Origin of the sequence: Acetivibrio clariflavus DSM 19732 (assembly GCF_000237085.1) — a bacterium.
Taxonomy (GTDB): Bacteria; Bacillota; Clostridia; order Acetivibrionales; family Acetivibrionaceae; genus Acetivibrio; species Acetivibrio clariflavus.
Genome location: NC_016627.1, coordinates 4119878 through 4137055 on the forward strand (window position 1 = coordinate 4119878; position 17178 = coordinate 4137055).

Here is a 17178-nt window from a genome sequence, read left to right on the forward strand (position 1 = left end):
GGATTTTTTTTTGTCTGTTTTTCAATTACAAAGAACGGCCTATAATTTTTTTGACGAAGCAAGTGGAGGGTTGAACTATGAAAGTACGTTCCGTTTTGCCGATGCAAATTGCAAAAATAGGTTACATTGTTATATCGGTCGTTCTTTTTTCATTGGGCATATTATTTATAACCCTGCCGAACGTATCAATGCAGTTAATCGGTAAGGTAATTGGAACAGCTATGATTATTTTTGGCTGCATCAAGCTGATAGGCTATTTTTCAAAGGATTTATTCCGTCTGGCGTTTCAATATGACCTGCAATTCGGAATCCTTATTTTTGTCATTGGGCTGGTTGTCCTTCTGAAACCGTCCGATGTAATCAATCTACTATTTATGGCTATGGGAATAGCCTTGCTTGCCGACAGTCTTTTCAAGATTCAGATTGCCTTTGATTCTAGAAGTTTTGGCATCAAAAATTGGTGGGGAACTCTTGCTCTGGCAATTATCTCAGGAATTATTGCAATGGTTCTTGTTTTTAAACCGTCCGAAAGTGTCAGGATTCTAACGGTTCTTCTCGGTATAGCTCTTATTGCAGAAGGCATTTTAAATCTTTTTGTAGCGGTTACAACTGTAAAAATTATTAAACATCAGCATCCGGATTTTATTGAGGAAGATTATATTGAAATGGAGGATGAATAGAGATGAAATTCGGAAAAGCGGTAGTAAAATTCCGTCTACCCATTCTGATATTGACACTGATTTTAATGATTCCGTCAATATTAGGATATATCGGCACAAGAGTAAATTACGATATGCTTGACTATCTGCCGGAGAATATGGAAACGGTTATAGGACAGAAGGAACTGATGAATGATTTCGGCAAAGGTGCCTTTTCCTTAATCATTGCAGAGAACATGTCAAACAAAGACGTTGCAGCTTTGAAAGAAAAAATTTCAAAAGTAGAACATGTGGACACAGTTATTTGGTACGACTCCATTGCAGACCTGTCAATCCCTATGGAAATGCTGCCTGATGAACTCTATTCAGCTTTTAATAAAGAAAATGCAACATTAATGGCAGTATTTTTCGACTCGTCAACCTCTGCCGATGTCACAATAGAAGCAATAAGAGAAATCCGCTCGATTTGCGGCAAACAATGCTTTGTTTCAGGTTTGTCTGCATTGGTAACCGATTTGAAGGATTTATGCGAACGTGAAGAACCAATATATGTTACATTGGCCGTAATTCTTGCATGTATAGCAATGTTCCTTCTCCTTGACAGCTGGTTTATTCCTTTCGTATTCCTGGCCTCCATAGGTATGATGATTATGCTCAATATGGGAAGTAACTTCTTCCTGGGTGAAATATCTTATATTACCAAAGCCATTTCTGCAGTTTTACAACTTGCCGTAACAATGGACTATTCCATTTTCCTGTGGCATAGTTACAACGAACAGCTTATGACCTATGCCGATAAAGAAGAAGCAATGGCGGTTGCAATAAAAGAGACATTGGCAAGTGTTATAGGAAGTTCAGCCACCACCATAGCCGGTTTTATTGCCCTTTGCTTTATGTCTTTCACAATGGGCAGAGATATGGGTATCGTTATGGCAAAAGGAGTACTTCTCGGAGTCATAGGATCAACAACAGTACTTCCTGCTCTTATACTCATACTAGACAAACCGCTGCAAAAAACAAAGCACCGCTCTCTCATTCCCAATATGGAAAAGCCGGCAAAAGGTATAGTAAAAGCATTCCCTGTATTTCTTACGATTTTTGCCATCCTTATTGCGCCATCATATTACGGTTACCACAAAACAAACAGTGAAGTCTATTATGATATGGGCGAATGTCTGCCAAAGGATATTGAATATGTAATTGCCAACTCCAAACTTCGTGAAAACTTTGACATCGCTTCTACTCATATGCTTTTGGTGGATACTGCCGTACCATCAAAAGACGTTCGTTCCATGATAAAAGAAATGAAAAAAGTGGATGGAGTAAAATATGTACTAAGCCTCGAATCGGTCATCGGTTCCCGCGTACCGGAGGAAATCCTTCCCGAATCGGTTACCTCGATCCTAAAAAGCGATAAATGGAGGCTTATGCTTATAAGTTCTGAATACAAAGTTGCAAGCGACAATGTAAACCACCAGATCGACCGTTTGAACAGAATCCTGAAAAAGTATGACAAAAACGGAATGCTTATCGGAGAAGCACCCTGTATGAAGGACATGATTGAAACCACAGATCATGATTTCAAAGTCGTCAATACCGTATCGATTTTGGCAATATTCGTTATCATTGCATTGGTTTTAAGGAGTATTTCGCTGCCGTTTATATTGATTGCCGTAATCGAACTGGCAATATTCATAAATCTCGGGCTGCCGCACTATTTCGGTCAAAGTCTGCCGTTTATCGCACCTATTTGCATAAGTACCATTCAACTGGGTGCAACCGTAGACTATGCCATTTTAATGACCACCAGATATAAGTCAGAACGAATGGCCGGAAACGATAAACTGACATCGGTACAAATAGCACTTACCACATCAATTCCGTCCATAATAGTGTCCGGTATGGAGCTTTTTGCTGCAACCTTTGGCGTGGCTCTTTATTCCGATATTGATATAATCAGTTCCATGTGTATGCTGATGGCTCGAGGCGCTATTATAAGCTCACTGATGGTTATCTTTGTTCTGCCGGCCCTCTTGCTTTTCTGCGACAGGGTTATTTGCAAAACAACTGCTGGCATGACACAAATCAATAACAGATTGGATTGGAGGTTATCTATCAATGAAAAGTAAAATAATAAAAATAACTTCTCTCTGCTTGTGTATGGCTTTACTTGTCAGCGGAACAGCTTACACCCTTGCCTCAAATAGTGATAAGGACAACAAGGCTATGGAAAACGTCACCGAAAAACAATCAGAAAAAACTGTCTCAGAAAGCGATATTTTCAAAGACGAAACCGTATATGTTCTTGCCGATTCTGACGGTACGGTGCAAAAAATCATAGTCAGCGATTGGATAAAAAATACGCTAGAGGCCGAAAAAATAAATGATGTAACCGAACTGGAAAACACAGAGAATATCAAGGGTGACGAAAGCTATACCTTAGGCGGCAACAATACCCGCGTATGGGATGCTCAGGGAAATGATATCTATTACCAGGGTACAATTGAAAAAGAACTGCCGGTAAACCTCTCGGTTTCCTATAAACTTGACGGCAAAACAGTATTCCCCGATGAGCTTGTCGGCAAAAGCGGCAAAGTGACCATTCGTTTTGACTACCGGAATAATCAATATGAAACAGTGAAAATAAACGGTAAGGATGAAAAGATATATGTTCCCTTTGTAATGCTAACGGGAATGCTTCTTGATAATAACACCTTTGCCAACGTTGAAGTTTCAAACGGAAAAATCATCAACGATGGAGACAGAACTGCCGTTATCGGTCTTGCTCTACCCGGACTTCAGGAAAATCTTGCACTGGATAAAGAACAGTTTGAAATACCATCTTATGTGGAAATAACGGCTGATGTCACCGATTTCTCTCTGGGAATGACTGTTACTGTGGCAACCAATGGATTATTTAATAACATAGATATGGAAAAAATAGATTCCATATCGGATCTAACCGGTTCAATGGACCAGCTTAACGATGCAATGTCAAAGCTTCTTGATGGTTCTTCTGCACTGTACAACGGTATTTGTACACTCCTTGATAAATCAAAGGAATTGGTTAACGGAATCAATCAACTGGCAGACGGAGTTGCAAAACTGAAAGACGGTGCCTATGCCCTTGACGAGGGAACAAAAAAACTGTCTGACGGGGCGGCTGCTTTATCCAATGGGCTCAATACACTGTCATCCAATAATGATAAATTAAACGATGGGGCAAAAAAGGTTTTTGAAGCTCTTCTTTCCACTGCCGAAACACAATTAAAAGCAGCCGGACTTTTAGTACCGTCACTGACCATTGACAATTACGCCTCGGTACTCAATGGGATTATTGATTCCCTTGACAGCACAAAAGTATATAATCAGGCTCTTGAACAGGTTACCGCAGCAATCGAACAAAAACGGGATTATATCAAATCACAAGTAACTGACGCTGTGCGTACCGAAGTGGAAGCCGGCGTTACAGCCGCAGTTACGGAACAGGTTAAAGCAAAGGTTACAGAGGCTGTAAGAGATCAGGTATCGGCAGAGGTCACTGCGGGTGTACGTCAAAATGTCGAAGAACAAACAATCCTCGCTGTAACCGGTATGAATAAGTCAAGCTATAATGCCGCAATTTCAGCAGGGCGTGTGGATACTGCAACACAGAACGCCATTAAATCGGCTATAGATCAAAAAATGGCAAGTGAAGAAATTGCAGCTTTGATCTCATCAAACACCGATAAACAGATGCAAAGCGAAAAAGTTACTGCAATAATCGCGCAAAAAGTTGAAGAACAGATGAAAACAGAGCAAATCAAAAATACCATTAAGAAAAACACCGATTTAAAAATGGCAGAAAAGGACATTCAGGCACTAATTGTTCAAAATACAGAAGCACAGATACAAAAAGCCATATCGGAAAATATAACAAGCGAAGAAGTTCAGTCAAAAATTGCCAGTGCATCAGAGGGTGCAAAATCAGTTATTTCACTTAAAGCTTCCCTTGACGATTATAATACCTTCTACCTCGGCCTCATGGATTACACTGCAGGAGTTGCCCAGGCAGCAAGCGGTGCTTCTGATTTAAAAAGCGGTGCCGATGAATTAAAAAACGGAACAAGTAACCTTTATAATGGTGTTTGCTCCCTTTATGACGGAATATTGACAATGAAAAACGGTGCACCGGCACTTGTAGAGGGTATCGCAAAACTAAAAGACGGATCAATGCAGCTCTCGGACGGACTTTCAAAGTTTTATAAAGAAGGCATTCAAAAACTGATCGACAAGGTTGACGACGCTGAAGCTCTAATCGAACGGCTAAAAGCAACCATAAACATATCAAAGAATTATAAGTCCTTTGCAGGAATAAGCGATAATGCAGACGGCATTGTCAAGTTTATTTATAAGACAAAGGAAATTAAATAAAAATCTATTGGTTTATGAGACATATATTTTCTTATGAGGGAGGGTAATCTTTCCGATGTTTGGAAGGGTCACCCTCTTATTTATATATCTTTATATATTTTGTTTGAAAAATTATCTTTACTGTTTTTCCTTTTTGATATTACAAAATCCAAAGCAACAGCAAGTTATTCAATTTCATAATCCAAAAATACTCTTGAACCGGTAGCACCTTTTTGCCCCTGGTATTTTCCGTTGTATGGATTCAAAGCAGTATCGTCCATTTTAGCAAAAACAAGCTGACCTACTCTTCTGCCTGCCTTAAGTTCAATAGCACATCGATTGGCATTGAAAAGTTCAAGAGTTATTTGTCCTTCAAAGCCCGGGTCGACCCATCCGGCATTCTGTATAAACAGCCCCATTCTTCCAAGTGAGCTTCGCCCTTCAACAAAAGCTGTTACATTGTTTGGCAAATTAATGTATTCCATTGTCGTTGCAAGAACGAATTGATTTGGCAAAAGTATATAGGTATCGCTTGTAATGGTTTTATACTGTATTTCTTTTTCTAAATTTATTATGCCTGTAGGTGAATCTTCAACAATGCTAAAAGTGTTTCCCAGCCTAATATCTATACTTGCGGGCTGAATCTGCTTTCTATCTAATGGTTCAATAATTAAAGTCCTTTCTTCTATCATTTTAAGTAATGTTTTATCTGACAATATCATTTGCTTATCTCCTTCCTGTTTGTATAAATACTCTTTCTTCAATAATGCCAGGTACATTCAAATTTTTCGATATTACTAATCTCTATTATAACATGAATCAAAAATTTAAGGCTAATTACCATAAAATCACACCTCGATTATGGTAATTAGCCTTTTCACATTTCTTCCAATCAAAGCGTACCTTAATCTTCATTATAAGCATATTTATATAACTTTCATCTACACTTCGTAAAGTATTTTTTATCTTCTATTTCCATTGTCATCAAAATTCTTTTTTAATGCAGCCTCTACAGGGAATATTGACCCAATCAAAACTATGACTTGAACCCCTTGTATTACCAATGTCACTATTCCGACAACATTTATAGCACTATTAATAAACGGAATCGATGCTATTATTGTAGGAATAAGCAAAACAAATCCCAACTTAATCCAAATTCTCCCACAATAATCATGGGCAAATTTCCAAGTCTCGTCATTTTTCATTGACCTGCTGGTTCGATATCCATAGAATGCATTAATTTTCTTAGGTGGATGTTTATACATTAAATAGCCGACTATAATCATAATAACAGGAATTAATAGATTGCAGAAAAACATTAATATCCAAAACCACATTGCAAACACCTCTTCAAATTATTTTCATCTATTATATAATTATTTTACTTACTATACAATTATTGGTTAATGCCTAATCTATCAAATTCCTATTCATCTCCGCTTTTTTATCCTTCCGAGAAAATCCTTAATAAACTGCAATTTATCTCTCTACTGCAAAAATTGTATTTCTCTCAAATATGCCAAAGGCAAATGCTAACCTTAGGTATATCGGCATATCCTCATAGGCTTTAAAACTTGTTCTGTCTGTAAACTCTTTCAGAGTCAAATTTTCCTCATATCCATAGGGATTTAGTATTGTAATCCTGTTGTTAGGAATATCTATACCCGTTATGAGCGAATAATGCAAAGTCCAAATATCGTTATATTTTGCCGCCCATTGAAAAGGCACGGGTATTCCGCTTTTTAGAGTATTATATATCTTATCTATCATTTCTGTATTGGATAAATATGGATACATAGTAGTTTTAAATTCCGGAAACCGTTTTTTCATTTCCTTTTCAAAGGATTTTCCCGTCGAAGTAACAACTTTTCCGTATTCGTCATACAAACTTTCTTCAGTAATTGTCCCTCCAGCCCAATTTGAAAACATCTCAATAACTGCGTATCCGCAAGAGATTTCTTGCTTTATTAATTCAACATTGTCAATATAAAGATGCTCCATATATTTTTCATCAGTATATAAAATAGAATAGTCATCTAAAATATTGACAGTCTTTCTCTCTTCTATTGTTATTGCAGTAATAGCTGTAATCATCACAGCCAAAACAAGGCCGACTAATATAAGAAAAATTTTTTTCCCTTCTTTCATAAACTCTGACCTCACAGTTTAATATTTATACTTCTATTCTTCATATATAAATTCTCTCATCTGTTCCCCTAAAATCAAATTTTATTTCTCATTTCAATTCCTCTACTTTATTTTCCCTTCTTCAGTTTCAATTTTATTTACAAAGTCCATATCATAACGAACAGCACCGTGATCTACAATTACTATAGCTCTTGTGATACGAACTGCTAAAATAACACAGTTTTCATCCTGTTCATTATTTGCAAAGTCATACCATGGTGAAAATGCTTTGCGAAGTTTTGCCCTTAACTCAGCATTTTTCGGGTCTAGAACCCATCCTAAATTCTCAGCAATTCCGTTTCCGGAAAACCATCCGTTGCTAACCGCAAATGCAACTTCATTATGTTGAGCAATCTGCTGCATTTTAGTTGATTTTGCCCAAGTAGTAATGTAAAACACACCGTCTTCATAAAGTGCGTCTACTTCACGAACATATGGACGAGGTTTCCCTTCTGCGTTCGGTTCCATTGCAATAGTCGCAAGAGATATAACATTGTCTTTTCCATTCCCACATCTTTTCTCAATAATTTTTAAACCTTCCTCAAACCTATTCAATATAATTTCCTCCTCAAAGTATAGTATCTTGCCTATCTGCAAACATCATAGTTCTTGCAATAACAACAATCTTAGCAATAGCTTTAATGCAAAAAAGTATGCTAATGATAATAATACTAATTGTCACATCAGGCTGCATATTGAATGCTTCCCTCAAATTAACCCGTCTTTCCAGCAGTAAAGATAAAAGTTTTGGTATAACAATTAATAAGATTACAGGGATACAACAGTCTTTAAATACCGACAGGATAATACCGGTTGTCTTTCTGTGCTTACTTCTTTGTGCCCACTTGCCTATGAAAACAATTGAATATAATTGATATACTACGAAAATAGCTATACAAACTCCCGCTATAATCAAATATTTATGTATTTCAGGCATAGCCTGCCGTTCTTCATTTCCCAGAACAAAATCAATTACAGCCTTTCTAAGTGAATCATAGACAACGGATTGATTTATAAAACTATTCTGGTTTGTCATGATAACTATACTATATCCTTTTTCAGGTATTATCATAACATCTGAATGATATGTATCAAGGTCTCCGCCATTATATATTACAGTATAACCTTTTGAACTTTTAATTCTCTGCCATCCCATAGCATAGTTTGACTTTACTTCAGAATCAGGGGTTTACAATTGCTTAAAGCCATCCTGTGAAAGTATCTTTTGATTAGAGTCTAAATTGCTATGTGCCTGAAGGAACAGTATCATGTCATTCGCCGTTGAAACAATATAACCTTCCGGCAGTCCATAGGGTCTAAAGGGTTCTTTTTTTATAAAAGGAAATCCAAAAAAAGAACTGTAACCTTTCGTCACCTTTTTTTCTATTTCTTCTTTATTTAAATAAGTATTTTTCATAGATAGCGGCTCTAGAATATGCTTTTTTACATATTCATCATAACTAATTCCTGACACCTTCTCAATTATTAACCCCAGTACCTGATAGTTCGGATTAAAATAGTTGAATTCTTTTCCCGGTTCTTCTACAAGCTCTGCCTCTGCCAGATTTCTGACAGCCTCTTCTAATGATGTATCCACCGGCAGCTCCGGAAAATAAGTTTCTTCTGACAGTCCACTTGTATGATTCAGAAGATGCCTTACTTTTATGCGAGAAGCATCAAATCCCTTCACTTTAAACCAAGGCAAATAATCTATTACCGGTGAATCCAAGTCAATCTTACCGTTCTCTACTAATTGCATTACAGCAAGAGCAGTAAAACTTTTGCTCACCGAGCCAATGTACATTGGGGTATCCGCAGTTACTTCCGTACCTTCCGGAGTAATGCCAAATCCTTTTGAGTAGATGATTTTATCGCCTTTAGCTACTGCCACCTCAATTCCCGGTATTTTGTATGTTTTTATATATTTTTCAATCACTTCATCAAGCTCTTTTTCTTCACCTAAACTTGGTGTTTGAATAAAAGAAAATATCATAATTATTAGAAGCGATATTATTAAGAGTGCACCATACCTTTTTTTCATCCGTCATTCTCCAATTCCAATAAAGCCTTTTATGTTCTCATTGAGCCATTTTGCCACGCCATCGTCATTATTGCTTTCTATCACCCCGGTGGCAATATTTTTTAATTCATCAATTGCATTACCCACCGCATAGGCCTCATCCGAAATCTTAAACATGTCAATGTCATTTGCTCCGTCTCCGAAGGACACAATTCTGTCACACCCTAACTTTTCCTTCAATTGCAAAATAGCATTTGCTTTAGATGCAGACTTAGGCATAATTTCTAGCCACTGATACTCAGAATAAACATCCTTTGAGTATATTACGCGATATTTGTCCTTGTATTTTTCAGAGAGCGGCTTTAATTTCTCCGGTTCATCAATACATGTGATATAGAAGCACTTTCCCAAAGTTAAGTCTTCTACTGTTTCAACTTCATTAGTTCTCTTGTCGCCTTTTCTTGTGTCAAGAAAAGCCTTCATCCCTTCTGAGCACTTTTCGGGAATATACGAAAATTTTTCAACTCCATCAATAAAAGAATATACTATCGGATAGATGTTTTCTTTTATTAAATCAAAAATTACATCTTTTATCCCATCATCAAAATAGTTTGCAATCAAAATTTCCTCAGTTTCATTATCCATAACAAAGGTTCCGTTATATACAATAAGTGGAATATGAGAATTTAGTCCTTTGGTCACTTTCTTTGTTGTTACCAAAGAGCGAGCCGTAGCATAGGAAAAAAGCATGCCTTTTTTCATCAACTCATTAATTGTATCAATAGTAAATTGCGATAAAGTTTCATCACTTCTCAATAGTGTTCCATCCAGATCCGATACAAACAGCGTCTTCATCGTATATCTCCTTAATTTCTCCTATGTATATTTTAATCTTCATTGTACTCCACTGAGCCGCAAAATACCAAGTCTACAGTATGAGGGAAGTCGTAAAAATCTATACGGATTTGAGCAAAACCATCCAATAAAAAATGCCTAAACCGCCAAAAACAATAAAAGGCAATAAGAAAATCACGCCCCACCTAAGTCTTTTTCCAAAGGTAACCATTGTAAACAATTGAAAAGACAAAACAGCCAGACAACAAAGCACAGCAAAAATTTTTGCATCTTTACTTGTCATAGGATTATACAAAAATCCTCTATATTTCGGTATGTACAATAACACTGCCAATACAAAAAATACAGCGGAAGGAAGGATTAATATATTCCCCCATAAGGATTTAAATCGAAACTGTAACATTTTAGAGCAAATTGAAAGCACTATCCCTAGTATTAGGTAGATGTTATTCAACTTCATAAATTATACTCCTAAAAAATTCAAAAAATGTGTATTATAATACTATCACTAAATAAATAAAAATTCTACACTGTATGTAAAATAATAGCTTAATCGCACACTTCTTGTCTTCGCCCTTTATAATATCACTGAAATTGATATACTAAAATTCAGAACGTATTAAAAGGCGATTGATGGAAAATATAGTAATGTTTAAAAATCAATGATATAAAAAACTTGATCATAAGGATCCCGTGTAAAAAATCCCTTTTCAATTAAACTGGTAGTATTTTACTCTATTTAAATTCAATACCTATACATTAATGATTTAACTATTTTTAAGGAAATGTAGGCGTCAAAGCAGATATTAAAGGTCACTTTTGTATTGATAAATATGCAATCGGATATGGTACTACTGTATCATTGCTAAATTTCACCGGACCACACAGTATCGCTCAGGGATACTTCTTTGAGGTACAGCTCAAACGGCATCAGTCTTAAATGGATGTATTACGGTTTCATAATGGTACTGATTTCACCATGAAATAATCAGTTGAATATAAAATGTTGTTTTAATCATGATTTGAGGAAGTTGATATGGATATCAAGGGAAAAATCAAATATGTGATTATCTTTAAATTATTTCTCAATTTCGGAAAAAATCATATACTCGTTTGTTAAAATCCTTTGCCTCATCATATGCAGCATGACCCAAATTTTCATACATATAAATTGAACAGCCTATCTTACTTGCTATCTCATAGGAAGCCTCACCGGTTACTACTTTATCTTTACATCCGCCGATAACATACACCGGGCATTTGATTTCTTCAAGCCTATCATAAGTATTGCAGGTTAAGCAGGACTTGGCTAATGCAATAAATCGTTCAGAATTCTCTGGCTTCATTATTTTTGATAAAATCGGAAAAAGCCATGCATATTTCTTAATATATTCTTCAGAATAAGTCTTTCTTAAAATATCAATACCCAATGCCTTGAAGTTACCGCTTTCTGCCATATGAATCCATTCATTTATGCATGATATTACAGTTTCATTATTTCTTGACAAAGTAACTCCCAGTACAAGTTTTTGGACCAGCTCCGAATGGTTTAGTGCCAAATACTGAGCTATCATTCCTCCTTGAGATATGCCGAGTATACATGCTTTTTCAATATTTAAAGCACGCAATGCCATCGAATAATCCTCAGCTATTTCTTCGACGGTATAGTCAATGGGAATAATTCGTTTCTTGTCGATACAGAACACTTTGTAATCCTTTGAAAACATACGATACATATATGCCAAAAGAGTACCGGAACCCTTTACATCTCTTAAGCTAAGTCCAGGAATCAAAACCAACGGTTGGGTACCCCTTCCGAAAGAAACATAATCAATCTCTGTATTCCCTATTTTAATACTGTCTTCTCGCACTCTCATTGGAATTTCCTTTCTAGCGGTTGGTTTGACTATTATTCAATAAGCAAATTACCTTCTATTCTTTTTATAATAATCGATAATCATAGCAGCACCGCCTCGATTCCCCGGTGCATCAAGCATTTTTCTTTGAATTCTTGACACATTATCCGATATATTTTCATCCTTCATAACCGACAAAACAGTATTTCTCAATAATTCGCTGTCAATCGATCGATAATCCAGCTTCCTTCCTAACCCCAGTTCTTCAATACGTCTTGCATTTGTAGGCTGGTCAGCAATAAACGGAATTACAACCATTGGCACTCCATGAACAAGGGCCTCGGAAATGCTGTTCATTCCTCCGTGAGTAATGAAAACATCTGCCTGTTTCAGCACCGACAATTGTGGAACTACATCATAGACTTTAATATTCTCCGGAATTTCTTTAAGTTTATGGATTGGAAAACTTCTCCCGGCAGATATAATGACCTCTACCTGTTCATTCCTAAACGCTTCTATACATTTATTGAAAAATGATACTGCACCCTTTACAACCGTACCTAGCGAAATATAAATTACCGGTCTATTGGCCTTTTTAAAATCAATTTTTTGCTCTTTTCTATCGTAGACAGATGCTCCTAGAAATTTATACTGTTCTTCCGGGAAGTCTTCGGCATAGGGCTGAAACTCTTTTAATGTATACACTAGATTTAACGCAGGAGGATTTTGAATAATTTCATCTAACCAACAATCGGTTTTCATCGGAATCCCTTTTGCGATATCGTTCGTCCAAAGCTTACAGATCCACTTATACTTGAATATTCCCAGAGCTCCTCCTGCGGATATGAATTCCCTCATGAGTTTTTCATTAGTTGCAAGGGATGTAAAAATTCTAACTGCGGGCTTCCTATGCTTTTCTGCAAGGTGTTTCCCAAGAAAGAAAAACTGTTCATAGATGATAATATCGTAATTTTCTGCTATTTTATCCGCCGCAGCATAGGCATTTTTTATCTGTTCAGAAAGCTTTCGATGATTCTCATACCCTGAAAAATCTGCACCGCTTTCACAAACCCGTTCTTTCCAGTCAAAGGGCATTAAATATGTTACTTCGCATCCCTGTTTAATAAGTTCATGTACAAGCCCGATTGTCGGTATAAAATGACCGTAATACGGCAAATTTATAAAAAGTATCTTCACAATATCACTCCGGAAAGCTTTCTACCTTCTGTTTTCATTGTCGTCAAAATTCTTTTTTTAATGCAGACTCTACCGGAAATATCGGCACAACCAATACTAAAACAAGCTCATTATCCAAAACCCCGTTGAAATCGACCTCTTCATTTTTGTCTTTTTCCTATTTCCTATAATCGGCCGTCTATTTCAATTTAAAAGTTCAAGCCTTAAATCAAACGAGGTTTTCATTTATCGCCATATCTTACTTGCCTTCGGATCGGCAGCTAAGCATTGCTCTCTCAATTTTTCCAATTCTTGTGTATGGTCTTCTTGTGGATCCTCATACTTTAAAACTTTAGCCACCGATAACTCAAATCCTTCTTCTCCATATTTATTCCAAAGTTCCTGTAATCGTTTATTTGGATGTATATTCAATGCCAATTTCATATTAGTACTGTTGAAATCCGATTTTGTATCTTTCGAGATGCCTAAAAACACCTCACCGGTTTCTTTACAACGGTAAGAAATTACGCCCATTTCAGGATGTCTGTGTTTGTAGGCTTCCAAAAGTTCTTTTCTTCTTTTTGAATCCATTGTATTCACCTCAGCTCTATTATAAACCGAAATACTGAAAAAAATAATCTACGCTCCATAGGTGGTTCGGATAATTCCATAAAAACACTCCATTTAACGGGTAATACACATTACAGGACATAGCAAGCTTTTAGAACACTATACCATAAATCTTGAAATATTCAAAATCTTCCATAGAATATTGCTCATAAGACTAATTCCGAAACTAATAATTGGAATAATACCCCACTTATTTAGCACGTTAATTACTTATAAAGTATCAGCAAATAGATTTAAACCGGTTGATTTGCAGCACAAAAAGAGTATCATCTTTCTAGAACAGAGAACCGTCCGAAACCACTGAAAAAGTAGGGTTTTTTAAGCCACTTTTACAGTTTTATACAGCCGAAAACATTTAATTCTAATTTTCAAAAGCAAAAAATAATGATTATTTTTACTTAAAGAGAATACCAGTTGGGCTATCCTCTTTAAATTTACTGCCAATGCTGTTAATTTTGATTGCATTGACATGCTTCTTAAGCCGTACCCTCGGGCACGGCTTAATCCATGAAATCTCTTCATCTCTCCATTTTTCCACTCTTGACTTGCTCGTTCTTTATATTTTTCTATAAATTCCTTCGTTTTTGCTCTTTGGCTGTATTCATAATATTCAGGTATATTTACACTTATTTCTAGAGTATTTGATTTCCCTATTTTGAAGCATTGATCTTTCTTTGGACATTTTTGACATCCTTCTACATCAAACTTATATTTCCATGATTCTCGACCGTCTCTTTTTCTTATCTTTCTCTGCTTCTCTACGGTATAATTCCCATAATCACAAAACCATTGGTCCGAATCCTTATTATACGCATATTTACTCTCATCTATTTTGTATACCATTTCACTAATCGGTATGTACGCTTCGGCACCGTTTTCTTTTATTACATCTAAAATTGGCTTCCTGAAATATGCTTTATCCCCATATACCTCTTTTATTTCTATTCCGCTATCCTTTGTCAAATCAATTAATTCTTCAAATCCTGTACCGTCAACGTATGCACCGTTATATACCCTTACTGCCGTTATTATCCTTTCTTTTGTCGTCATTGCATACTCTGTTTTATATCCAAAAAAACTTTCTGTTTTCGATTTATATCCTACTCTTGCATCCTGGTCTACTAATGACCTTATACTCTTTTGTTCTATAAATTTTGGGTCTTCTAATATCTCACGGGCTTTTTCTATAACTTTGTATGTTTTCGTATGTTTTTCCCCTTCAATTTTTTCTTCAACCTGCGCAATGACTTCTTCCACATAAGCCTTCATTGTCGCTTTTGCTTCTCTATGATCTGCTATTTCCTTATAGTTTGGAATATTTGTATTGATTTCTTCCGGTATCTCTCCTGCCTCTTTTTCTAAATTTTTAAATATCTTTTTGGCAATATGTTTTAATATCCTCTCGGGTACTTTTTTTACAGTATTGGCATGAGTGTGTGTACAATCAATACTAATTCCACCAGACTTAATTATATTTTTTTCTACACACTGTTTTACTACTTCCGTTATTATTTCATCCATTGTAACTTCCTGTAGCCTGTGAACTCTGAATTTTGCCAGTAAACTCGGATGGGGAAGTTCTTCTTCAGGATTAATTCCAAGAAACCATAAGTAAGCCAGATTTAATGAAGCTTCCTCGATTACACGTTCATCGGATAAGTTGTACAAATATTGAAGAATTAAAAGCCTTAACATAAGTTCAGGTTCTTTTGCAGGTCTGCCATAATATTTACAATAGGACTTTTCGAGTAGTTTATTAATAAAACTAAAATCAATTGCATTATTTATTAATTTAAGTATATGATTTTCTGGAATTTTATTGTATAATATTGAATAGATGCTTAATTGATTATTTTTATCTTTTAGCATTTAAAAAACCTCCTTTGTGGTGTTGGTTTTGCGTGATTCCATTATACCATTGAAGGAGGTTTTTTACTATATATTTGTTGAAATATATTGAATGTTTTACATTTTTTATTTGGTGTTTTTCAGTGGTTTCGAACCGTCCCCTGTTTTATTTGCGCTTTTGTGCCAATACCTTTATGTTTCAGTTGGCTGCTGATTTCCCGCTGCATACGCTTTGGATTGATTTTACGTTCTTCAACCTTTTCTACTTCAATAGCAGGACTGAATTCCAACCTGTTCCAGTTTTTCAGCAGGAAGTCATACACTTCATAATCTTTTGGCTCTGCGCCAAAGGTAATTTTACAAACCTCATATTTATTATTATCAATCCGTTCATACACCCCTATCCAAAACGGATCTTCAAATAAAACAGTCAAACTGCTTTTTTCGCCATGTTATTCGCTTTCCTTATACTGACGTTCAAAAGTGTCAAGCCACTCTAAAAGAGCACGATAAAGAAGCCGTTGCTGTTCAAATATAGTTTTTCCAACAAGAGGAATATCTGCATATTCAGCAGCATACTTTTCGTTAGATTCTGCCGAGGCAATAATACTATTTCTCAATTGCTTTACTAAATCCAGTGCTTTTTCCTTTTCAATTTTGTTGAGATTGGTAATGACAACATTGAAATCAAACATTGATAGTAAAAATCAAGAGATTACTATAAAATTTAACTATATCTCTTACAGTTTTGCTCCTAACTGAACAAGTGCTGCTCCAAGTTCATACGCTTCTCTCAATTTAATTGGAAATACCTCTTCATGGTGAGCTTTCTTCTGCACAGGATCAAACATAGTCCAATTAAATCTGCTGTAATCATCTACCTGCAAAGTATTTCCGCAAATCATGATTTTTGTAGGTCCAACAAATTTATCCAATGTCCGTTTATAATTTTCTAACATTGATGTATAGCCAATTTCATCATAAACTTTTTCATCGCAATTACTTGTAGTAATGAGCAAAACTGGAATCATATGCTCATTACAATTGATATGTTCCTTATTATAGGTTATGTACTGAAAAGCAAGCCGTTCATACAAAGCCCTAAATCCTGCTGTCAAGTTACCCAGATAATTTGGAGAACCAAGAATCAAACCATCTGCCTTTCGAATTTTATCAAGAACTTCTGATAAACCGTCTTTTGATATACATTTTCCAAATGTCTCGGGGAGCTTACAGCCAAAGCAGGATATACATCCTTTAAAAGGCTCCAGCTTATAAAGATCGATAACCTCCACAGCTGCACCAGCTTCCTTTGCACCTTTTGCAGCTTCCTCTACCAATTTGCTTGTGTTCCAACCTATACGCGGGCTGGCATTAATTGCAATGATATGTTTCATTTTTAATCCCTCCATTTCATTCAATATTTATGTCAATATGTTACCACAAACTAACAGATAATAGTATATACAAGCTATAATCAGTAAGTTATTGATATAAAGCAAGAAGCAGTTGAACGGTGAACAAGGAAAACACCATCCAACTGCCTCTCAGT

General features: G+C 35.9%; 16 protein-coding genes and 1 pseudogene. 3 read left to right on the forward strand and 14 right to left on the reverse strand.

The genetic code is table 11. The features are described 5' to 3' along the window. Positions 1-77: 77 nt before the first annotated feature. The 3 genes from CLOCL_RS17110 to CLOCL_RS17120 are packed head-to-tail and all read left to right on the forward strand — an operon-like array spanning position 78 to position 5072. Complete coding sequence (locus CLOCL_RS17110; protein ID WP_014256504.1) at positions 78-680, forward strand: HdeD family acid-resistance protein; 603 nt, start codon at positions 78-80, stop codon at positions 678-680. 2 nt (positions 681-682) lie between these two features. Beyond that, positions 683-2788, forward strand: a complete 2106-nt coding sequence (locus CLOCL_RS17115) for an efflux RND transporter permease subunit (protein ID WP_014256505.1) — start codon at positions 683-685, stop codon at positions 2786-2788. Then, positions 2778-5072, forward strand: coding sequence for a membrane protein (locus CLOCL_RS17120; RefSeq protein ID WP_014256506.1), 2295 nt, complete (start codon positions 2778-2780; stop codon positions 5070-5072). The genes CLOCL_RS17115 and CLOCL_RS17120 overlap by 11 nt, the downstream gene beginning before the upstream one ends. A gap of 164 nt (positions 5073-5236) precedes the next feature. Here the strand turns inward: CLOCL_RS17120 and dcd are convergent, their stop codons facing one another. The 14 genes and pseudogenes from dcd to CLOCL_RS17195 all read right to left on the reverse strand — a co-directional run bounded on the left by dcd (position 5237) and on the right by CLOCL_RS17195 (position 17023). Beyond that, a complete protein-coding gene (dcd, locus tag CLOCL_RS17125; RefSeq protein WP_014256507.1) occupies positions 5237-5773 on the reverse strand; it encodes a dCTP deaminase in 537 nt (178 codons plus the stop codon). Between the two features lie 240 nt (positions 5774-6013). Then, positions 6014-6391, reverse strand: a complete 378-nt coding sequence (locus CLOCL_RS17130) for an SdpI family protein (RefSeq protein ID WP_014256508.1) — start codon at positions 6389-6391, stop codon at positions 6014-6016. A gap of 142 nt (positions 6392-6533) precedes the next feature. Next, complete coding sequence (locus tag CLOCL_RS17135) at positions 6534-7202, reverse strand: C39 family peptidase (protein ID WP_014256509.1); 669 nt, start codon at positions 7200-7202, stop codon at positions 6534-6536. A gap of 102 nt (positions 7203-7304) precedes the next feature. Further along, positions 7305-7796: a hypothetical protein gene (locus CLOCL_RS17140; RefSeq protein WP_014256510.1), complete on the reverse strand. Its 492-nt coding sequence runs from the start codon at positions 7794-7796 to the stop codon at positions 7305-7307. 13 nt (positions 7797-7809) lie between these two features. Then, on the reverse strand, positions 7810-8397 hold the full coding sequence (locus CLOCL_RS17145; protein WP_027622029.1) for a hypothetical protein: 588 nt from the start codon (positions 8395-8397) through the stop codon (positions 7810-7812). Positions 8398-8430: 33 nt separating this feature from the next. After that, a complete protein-coding gene (locus CLOCL_RS17150; protein WP_027622030.1) occupies positions 8431-9282 on the reverse strand; it encodes a serine hydrolase domain-containing protein in 852 nt (283 codons plus the stop codon). A gap of 3 nt (positions 9283-9285) precedes the next feature. Further along, a complete protein-coding gene (locus CLOCL_RS17155; RefSeq protein WP_014256511.1) occupies positions 9286-10116 on the reverse strand; it encodes a Cof-type HAD-IIB family hydrolase in 831 nt (276 codons plus the stop codon). 1085 nt (positions 10117-11201) lie between these two features. Next, positions 11202-11993, reverse strand: coding sequence for an alpha/beta fold hydrolase (locus CLOCL_RS17165; RefSeq protein WP_014256512.1), 792 nt, complete (start codon positions 11991-11993; stop codon positions 11202-11204). A 48-nt stretch (positions 11994-12041) separates the two neighbouring features. After that, positions 12042-13169 (reverse strand): nucleotide disphospho-sugar-binding domain-containing protein, encoded by a 1128-nt coding sequence (locus tag CLOCL_RS17170; RefSeq protein ID WP_014256513.1) that lies wholly within the window; start codon positions 13167-13169, stop codon positions 12042-12044. A 225-nt stretch (positions 13170-13394) separates the two neighbouring features. Next, a complete protein-coding gene (locus tag CLOCL_RS17175) occupies positions 13395-13739 on the reverse strand; it encodes a GIY-YIG nuclease family protein (protein ID WP_014256514.1) in 345 nt (114 codons plus the stop codon). Positions 13740-14096: 357 nt separating this feature from the next. Next, entirely contained in the window at positions 14097-15647 is a 1551-nt protein-coding gene (locus CLOCL_RS17180) for an IS1182 family transposase (RefSeq protein WP_014256515.1), read from the reverse strand. Positions 15648-15796: 149 nt separating this feature from the next. Then, positions 15797-16060 (reverse strand): annotated as a pseudogene (locus CLOCL_RS17185) (YjdF family protein); the annotation flags it as partial. A gap of 18 nt (positions 16061-16078) precedes the next feature. Beyond that, positions 16079-16321 (reverse strand): hypothetical protein, encoded by a 243-nt coding sequence (locus tag CLOCL_RS17190; protein ID WP_041715249.1) that lies wholly within the window; start codon positions 16319-16321, stop codon positions 16079-16081. Between the two features lie 45 nt (positions 16322-16366). Then, a complete protein-coding gene (locus tag CLOCL_RS17195) occupies positions 16367-17023 on the reverse strand; it encodes a flavodoxin family protein (protein ID WP_014256516.1) in 657 nt (218 codons plus the stop codon). Positions 17024-17178: the final 155 nt, after the last annotated feature.

Coding starts and splice junctions, on each gene's coding strand:
- CLOCL_RS17145 (WP_027622029.1), bottom strand. CDS start 8,397: ATGGGATGGCAGAGAATTAAAAGTTCAAAAGGTTATACTGTAATATAT.
- CLOCL_RS17135 (WP_014256509.1), bottom strand. CDS start 7,202: ATGAAAGAAGGGAAAAAAATTTTTCTTATATTAGTCGGCCTTGTTTTG.
- CLOCL_RS17150 (WP_027622030.1), bottom strand. CDS start 9,282: ATGAAAAAAAGGTATGGTGCACTCTTAATAATATCGCTTCTAATAATT.
- CLOCL_RS17130 (WP_014256508.1), bottom strand. CDS start 6,391: ATGTGGTTTTGGATATTAATGTTTTTCTGCAATCTATTAATTCCTGTT.
- CLOCL_RS17165 (WP_014256512.1), bottom strand. CDS start 11,993: ATGAGAGTGCGAGAAGACAGTATTAAAATAGGGAATACAGAGATTGAT.
- dcd (WP_014256507.1), bottom strand. CDS start 5,773: ATGATATTGTCAGATAAAACATTACTTAAAATGATAGAAGAAAGGACT.
- CLOCL_RS17195 (WP_014256516.1), bottom strand. CDS start 17,023: ATGAAACATATCATTGCAATTAATGCCAGCCCGCGTATAGGTTGGAAC.
- CLOCL_RS17190 (WP_041715249.1), bottom strand. CDS start 16,321: ATGTTTGATTTCAATGTTGTCATTACCAATCTCAACAAAATTGAAAAG.
- CLOCL_RS17110 (WP_014256504.1), top strand. CDS start 78: ATGAAAGTACGTTCCGTTTTGCCGATGCAAATTGCAAAAATAGGTTAC.
- CLOCL_RS17175 (WP_014256514.1), bottom strand. CDS start 13,739: ATGGATTCAAAAAGAAGAAAAGAACTTTTGGAAGCCTACAAACACAGA.
- CLOCL_RS17115 (WP_014256505.1), top strand. CDS start 683: ATGAAATTCGGAAAAGCGGTAGTAAAATTCCGTCTACCCATTCTGATA.
- CLOCL_RS17120 (WP_014256506.1), top strand. CDS start 2,778: ATGAAAAGTAAAATAATAAAAATAACTTCTCTCTGCTTGTGTATGGCT.
- CLOCL_RS17155 (WP_014256511.1), bottom strand. CDS start 10,116: ATGAAGACGCTGTTTGTATCGGATCTGGATGGAACACTATTGAGAAGT.
- CLOCL_RS17180 (WP_014256515.1), bottom strand. CDS start 15,647: ATGCTAAAAGATAAAAATAATCAATTAAGCATCTATTCAATATTATAC.